The following is a 6,244-nucleotide window of genomic DNA, read 5'->3' as shown; positions in this document are numbered from 1 at the left end:
GACGTGAGACGTGTGGTCACGTTCGGGTCGAAGCAGATCCCCCGGCACTCGACCTACTCGTCGGGTGCCCCGTCGGCCGCAGGTTTGCTTACTGCGTTCCGGACGGAAAGCCGTACTGGTCGCTCGCGGTTTGAATCGCCAGTGCCGGCCGGTCTCGTCCTACGGGTGCTTCGTGCGGGGTACCGGGCCAGATGGGTCCGGTTCGAAAAAAGTTTTGCCCGATTTGGGAGATTGCCAAACGCTTCACGGTCGACAGCGGTACGGATTTGGCTCCCACCTGCACGTTCCCCTACACTTGTGGGGTTGCCTGCGGCACTGCTGTGTCGCGAATCGGCTCACGAACCCACTGGGCGAAGCGTCCAGGTGTCACAGCCTGGAGGAAAACCCCAGGCAGGCGTGTGTTCGGTGGTAACGGACCGTGTGCGTCGGGTCGGAAATCCGGCGTACATAAGAAGCCAGGTCAAGGAGACTAACGAGTGATTCAGCAGGAATCTCGCCTGCGGGTCGCCGACAACACCGGTGCCAAGGAAATCTTGTGCATCCGCGTGCTCGGCGGTTCCTCGCGGCGCTATGCCGGCATTGGTGACGTGATCGTCGCCACTGTCAAGGACGCCATCCCCGGCGGCAACATCAAGAAGGGTGAGGTCGTCAAGGCCGTCATCGTGCGCACCACCAAGGAGCGCCGTCGTGCGGATGGCAGCTACATCCGCTTCGACGAGAACGCCGCCGTCATCCTCAAGGGTGAGAGCGACCCCCGCGGTACCCGCATCTTCGGCCCGGTCGGCCGCGAGCTGCGTGAGAAGAAGTTCATGAAGATCGTGTCGCTGGCACCGGAGGTGATCTGAGCATGAAGGTTCACAAGGGTGACACCGTGATCGTCATCTCGGGCAAGGACAAGGGTGCGAAGGGCAAGGTCATCCAGGCCTTCCCGAAGACCCAGCGTGTCCTCGTCGAGGGCGTCAACCGAATCAAGAAGCACACCGCCGCGTCGGCCAACGAGCGCGGTGCCTCCTCCGGCGGCATCGTGACCCAGGAAGCCTCGATCCACGTCTCGAACGTGATGGTCGTCGATTCCGATGGCAACCCGACTCGCGTCGGCTACCGCGTCGACGAAGAGACCGGCAAGAAGGTCCGGATCTCGCGCAAGAGCGGGAAGGACATCTGACATGACCTCTACCGAGACCAAGATCCAGCCGCGCCTGAAGACTCGCTACCGCGAGGAGATCAAGGGCCAGCTGAACGAGCAGTTCGAATACTCCAACGTGATGCTGATCCCCGGCGTCGTGAAGGTCGTCGTGAACATGGGTGTCGGCGACGCCGCCCGTGACGCGAAGCTGATCAACGGCGCTGTCGAGGACCTGGCCAAGATCACCGGTCAGCGTCCGGAGATCCGTCGCGCCCGCAAGTCCATCGCACAGTTCAAGCTGCGTGAGGGCATGCCGATCGGCGCCCGCGCGACCCTGCGCGGCGATCGTATGTGGGAGTTCCTGGACCGCCTCGTGTCCATCGCCCTCCCCCGTATCCGCGACTTCCGCGGCCTGTCGGACCAGCAGTTCGACGGCAACGGCAACTACACGTTCGGTCTGAACGAGCAGTCGATGTTCCACGAGATCAACATCGACAACATCGACCGCCCGCGGGGTATGGACATCACCGTCGTGACGTCTGCCCGCACGGACGAGGAAGGCCGCGCGCTGCTGCGTGCCCTGGGCTTCCCGTTCAAGGACAACAACGTTAAGGACAACTGACATGGCAAAGAAGGCTCTGGTCAACAAGGCCAACAAGAAGCCCAAGTTCGCCGTGCGGGCCTACACCCGGTGCAACAAGTGCGGCCGTCCGCACTCGGTGTTCCGCAAGTTCGGCCTGTGCCGAATCTGCCTGCGCGACATGGCGCACGCGGGCGAGCTCCCGGGCGTGCAGAAGTCCAGCTGGTGACTTTCGCCCAAGGCTGACGCTTTGACGAACGGCCCCACCTCCATCTCGGAGGTGGGGCCGTTTCGCGTCGGTGGGCGCTACTTCTGGGCGAGCCATTCCTCGATGAGGTCGGGGATACTCTCGATCGACGCGTTCAGCGAGCGTTGGTAGATCCGCATGACGATCGGGTCGGCCATCTTGCCGAAGACCCCGCCGAAACCGCTGGCGGATTCGACGTGGTAGCTCATGCGGACGCCTTCCGGGGTCTCTTCCAACGAGGAGTGGGTCTTGAACGGGAAGGCGGCCTCGATGGTCTGGAACTCCGTGTCCTTGTATGTATCGACGCGGGTGAACTCTCCCCGCCAGTCCACCGTCCGGCCGAGGACGCTGGTCTTGCCTTTCCACTGTGCGCCGACCGCGATCGGATCGTCGGAGAGCGGGGTGATCTCGACGGTGCCGGGCAGATAGGCGGCGATGTTCTCCGGGGCGGTGGTGTATTCCCAGACCGTCTCGACGGGTTGCTTGATGAGGACGGATGCGCTGGCTTCTAGCATGATTGAACCTGAATGGATGAAGACGAGGAGTGACGGCCTACGGCGCGCGTGAGGCGGGTAGGTGCTTGCTTGACCGAGTTCCGTGCACGGATGAGATTACGCCGCCGATCTGCCCGGGACCACCGGATAAAACGGTCAATTACTTTGGCAGGCAAAGCGCTTCGTGAGTCCGGATCTGTTCGCCTGCGGGTGCGCGCGGCCGCCCCTTCTGAGCGGGATCGTTGGCGCGCAGGCTATTCGAGTGTCTCGAGGAAACTCGTCGGCACGATCGGGACGCTCACCGAGATCACCGTGGACGAGCCGGATTCGTCGGATACGAGAACCGCGAACTCGTGGGTGGCCGTCTCGGCCGTCGCTCGTCGCTGATCCTCGGTCGGGGTGAAAACGAATGTGCCACTGTCGGAATCGAGTTCCACCTGGGTGTCGGTGGTCAGAAAACTGAGTGCGCGGGATGGGCAGGCTGCGTCGGCCACCGACCCCGACACGGTGCCGGTGTCGATGTTGATGTCGGAAATGACCGGGGTGACGTCGAAAACCATGGCCGCGGTGGGATCGGCGGCGTGGCGCCCGCCGCCGGTCGCCATCCGGATCGGTCGGATCGTCGTGGTGCCGGCGTCGTCGGTGAGCAGGATGACGTCGTCGTCGAGTGTGAGGGCGGGGCCGTGTGTCGAGTGGCCGTAGAACTCGCCGGCTTCGACGACCGAGCCGTCGGCGTGGAAGACCACGAGAGTTGTCTTCGGCCAACGGGTTTCGGGGCAGAAACGGGTCAGCGGCAGGTAGGTGCGGCCGTCGTTCGTGATCGCCGGGGGACCGGCCGGTTCTCCGACGACGGTCGCGGACACCACGGTCGCGGAGTCGGGGCGCACCACGGCGAGGGAGACGAGCGGGTCCCCATTCGCCGGGTCGGTGGTGAGCATCGGGAGATGGGCGGCGCCGCGTCGGTCGAAGTGAACCGAGATCGGGGTCCCGTCTACGCGCGCCGCGTGCTTCGTGCCGTCACCGCAGATGACGGTCACCGTGGTGATGTCCTCGCCTTCCGGCGTGAGGGTCGTCGTCGTGAGGAAGACGCTGCCACTCTCGTCGGCCCGCGCCCAGGCCTGCCCGATGCCCGAGGTCACGACACGGGACACAGCGTCCGGAGAGATCCCGACGACGGTGTTCTCTCCCGTCAGGGGGTTCGCCAGCGGGAGGTAGAGATGGTCATCGGGCCCGGCGACGGCGTCGCAGTCGCTGACGCCGGACAAAGCCACGGACGATCTGCGCCCATCGGGATGTACCGCGGTGACAACGACCGAATCGGGTGACCGTGACACCACGTAGACGGCGGTCTCGGTGGGCACCACCGAGGCCACCCGGCCGGGTATCCCGTCGACGGTGTCCAGTGAACCGTCGGGGTGACGGATCGCGAGCGTGGCGACCGGTGCGTCGAGGTCGACACGATGACGTACGAAGTACAGCGAGTCGCCGTGCCGGGCCCAGATGTCGCCGCCCTCTTCGTCGAACACCTGCCCGACGAGCGACAGTCTGCCGGCATCGGCTTCGTGAAGACGGGTTCCATCGGCGTCCGACGTCGAGACCAACACCTTTCCCGACGGTGACAGGATCAGTCGGCTGTCGGTGCCCGGGATGCGAGGGAGGGTCGACGCGGTGCCGTCGAGGCCCAGAGCGGTGAGGTAGGTGTAGGTCCGGCCGTCGTCGTCGGGCCAGGTGGTCAGCAGGTATCCGACGCCCGCGTCGTCGAATCGGAGGTGATCCGCTGGTAGTCCGAGGATCGGCCCCGTGGTCGACGCCGCCCCGGACGGGTCGATCCGGGTGATCCGCACCGCTGTCCGGATGGTGTCCCCGGCGATCTCGGTGAGTTCGGTGACCTGATGTGCCCGACCGTCGGGGCCGAGGACGACGCCACGGTCGGGCTCGGTGGGAGAACCCGCAATGGGGACCGACGCCACCGTCATGGACTTCGGCCGGACCACGGAGACCTGGGTGCACCCGTCCCCGCGCTGGGTGGTCACGAAGGCAACGTCCTCGAGTCCGATGGCGACCTCGTCGATCTGACAGCCCGGCACGGTCACCTGCCCTAGCGAGTACGGGCTCGTGATGGGCAGTGCAACCGTTATCGGGGTCGTACCGCCGCGGCCGTCGTCGGCGGTGATCATGACCGAGTCGAACCGTGCCGACTCCGGTGCCCCCGGTGCGGTCGCGGCGATACGCGCCTGCAGGGTGGGCGTATAGGTGTACGTGCCCGCAGGTGCGTCGTAGGTGAGCACACTGCCGCTCGCGGTGCGGAAGGTCCGGTCTCCGGTGGGTGTGACGCCGTGCAGCGTCGTCGGGATCGGGTTCCCGTCCGGATCGGTGAATCGCAACGAGCCGTGCAGGATCCCGGCCGGAGCCGGGCTCGGCGCGGGTGCGGGGATCGGTCCGGCGGGTCTGCTGTCCGGTACCGGGATGGTCGGTGTCGGGCCGCCGGCAGTGACCGTCACCGCCGCCGACATGCGCTTGCGGCCGAGGAGTGCGGATCCGAGGACGAGACCGCCGACCAGAGCGAATTGCGGTACGGCACCGGTCGTGTTCGGGCCGTCGGCTGCGCTCAGGAATCGATCCGGGTCGGTCGACAGGCCGAAGGTGTCAGGGGTGGCTGGGGGTTCGACCGAGGCGACTGGGCTCTGGGTGCCGAAACGCCGTACCCACCACAGGAGCGTCCACGGTGCCGGGCTGGCCGCGCCGGTGCTCCCGCCCCCGAGGATGTTGATCCCCAGGAACGTCAGGAGACCCAATGCGCCGGTTTCGTGTGGCTGCGGGGCCACGGCGACCGGCGGTGCGGAGGTCTTGAGAAGGGGCGCCCAGGGCGGCGGGCTGCCGGACGGTGGCACCCCACCGGCGAACTTCGATCGGGTGAGGTCGGCGGATCGAGCGGCGAGGGCGGTGTCCCCGGGCCGCGGGGCATCAGCTGCAGGCGGTGGCGTGGAGCCGTCACGGGTGCGGTCGGGCGCGTCGGCCCCGGCCGGGCCCGGCTCCTTCTTGACGTCGACATCGAGGGATGTGTGTCTTGGGGTGGCGTCGGACGAGGATTCCGGGTCGGGCTCGGTCTCCTCGGCGGCCGGCGGCACGGCCGCCTCGCCTGCGGATGATCCCTCGCTCTGGGCGGGTGGATCGGGGAATTGCGGGAAGATGTCGTTCTCCGCGACGGGCCCCGAGGGTTCGCCGGGACCGGAATCCGGGGTGGTCCCGGTGTCGCTCCCGGATTCGGGCCCGCTCTCGGCGGCGTCTCCATCGCCGGAGCCACCCCCATCGGAGTCGCCATCGCCGGACCTGGTGCTTCCCGACCCGGAGTCTCCGCTCCCGGACCCGCCACCGCCAGAACCGCTGCCCCCGCCCGTGCCGCTTCCGCTGGAATCGCTGCCGCCGGAGTTGCCGCTTCCACCGGAGCCACTGCCGCCGGAGTCACTGCCGCCGGAGTCGCCGCTGCTGGAGTCGCCGCCGCCCGAGTCGCCGCCGGAGCTCGGGGCGTCGACGCTGTGCGATGCGCCGCCGAACGGGCTCGGTTCAGCTGTCGCGGGGGCTTGGCCTCCCGAGTAGAGGGCCAACCCCACGGCAGCTGCAACCGCGAGCGCCCGGACTCGGCGGGGTCGCGCAGTGGACATGGTCATCTTCGGAAGACCTTCGATACGAAGCAGCACATTCGCCGTGAACGACGACGGGTGAGGAGCTCACCACCGCGAACACAGTCGATGCCTCTGACGGTAGCCGCTGGTCGTCGCGATCACTAACACTTCGTG

General features: G+C 67.0%; 6 protein-coding genes. 4 read left to right on the top strand and 2 right to left on the bottom strand.

Translation table 11 applies throughout. The features are described 5' to 3' along the window. Positions 1–476: 476 nt before the first annotated feature. From rplN to GONAM_RS11960, 4 genes are read left to right on the top strand one after another with little or no spacing between them, the layout of a single operon-like run. A complete protein-coding gene (gene rplN / locus GONAM_RS11975) occupies positions 477–845 on the top strand; it encodes a 50S ribosomal protein L14 (RefSeq protein ID WP_006434640.1) in 369 nt (122 codons plus the stop codon). A 2-nt stretch (positions 846–847) separates the two neighbouring features. Continuing rightward, positions 848–1,165 carry a 50S ribosomal protein L24 gene (gene rplX, locus GONAM_RS11970; RefSeq protein WP_005197643.1) on the top strand — a complete coding sequence of 106 codons (318 nt, stop codon included), beginning with the start codon at positions 848–850 and terminating at the stop codon, positions 1,163–1,165. 1 nt (position 1,166) lies between these two features. Further along, positions 1,167–1,748, top strand: a complete 582-nt coding sequence (gene rplE / locus GONAM_RS11965; RefSeq protein ID WP_006867018.1) for a 50S ribosomal protein L5 — start codon at positions 1,167–1,169, stop codon at positions 1,746–1,748. 1 nt (position 1,749) lies between these two features. After that, on the top strand, positions 1,750–1,935 hold the full coding sequence (locus tag GONAM_RS11960; protein WP_004019490.1) for a type Z 30S ribosomal protein S14: 186 nt from the start codon (positions 1,750–1,752) through the stop codon (positions 1,933–1,935). 77 nt (positions 1,936–2,012) lie between these two features. Here GONAM_RS11960 and GONAM_RS11955 read toward each other — a convergent pair whose 3' ends face one another. Together GONAM_RS11955 and GONAM_RS11950 are read right to left on the bottom strand one after the other, a co-directional pair. Further along, positions 2,013–2,468, bottom strand: coding sequence for an SRPBCC family protein (locus GONAM_RS11955; protein ID WP_006867017.1), 456 nt, complete (start codon positions 2,466–2,468; stop codon positions 2,013–2,015). Positions 2,469–2,701: 233 nt separating this feature from the next. After that, on the bottom strand, positions 2,702–6,115 hold the full coding sequence (locus GONAM_RS11950; protein WP_006867016.1) for a hypothetical protein: 3,414 nt from the start codon (positions 6,113–6,115) through the stop codon (positions 2,702–2,704). Positions 6,116–6,244: the final 129 nt, after the last annotated feature.

Source organism: Gordonia namibiensis NBRC 108229, from assembly GCF_000298235.1.
GTDB classification, from domain to species: Bacteria; Actinomycetota; Actinomycetes; order Mycobacteriales; family Mycobacteriaceae; genus Gordonia; species Gordonia namibiensis.
The sequence above is the reverse complement of the archived record's forward strand: the minus strand, read 5'-3'. Positions and strand labels throughout refer to the sequence as shown.

Coding starts and splice junctions, on each gene's coding strand:
- rplX (WP_005197643.1), top strand. CDS start 848: ATGAAGGTTCACAAGGGTGACACCGTGATCGTCATCTCGGGCAAGGAC.
- rplE (WP_006867018.1), top strand. CDS start 1,167: ATGACCTCTACCGAGACCAAGATCCAGCCGCGCCTGAAGACTCGCTAC.
- GONAM_RS11960 (WP_004019490.1), top strand. CDS start 1,750: ATGGCAAAGAAGGCTCTGGTCAACAAGGCCAACAAGAAGCCCAAGTTC.
- GONAM_RS11955 (WP_006867017.1), bottom strand. CDS start 2,468: ATGCTAGAAGCCAGCGCATCCGTCCTCATCAAGCAACCCGTCGAGACG.
- GONAM_RS11950 (WP_006867016.1), bottom strand. CDS start 6,115: ATGACCATGTCCACTGCGCGACCCCGCCGAGTCCGGGCGCTCGCGGTT.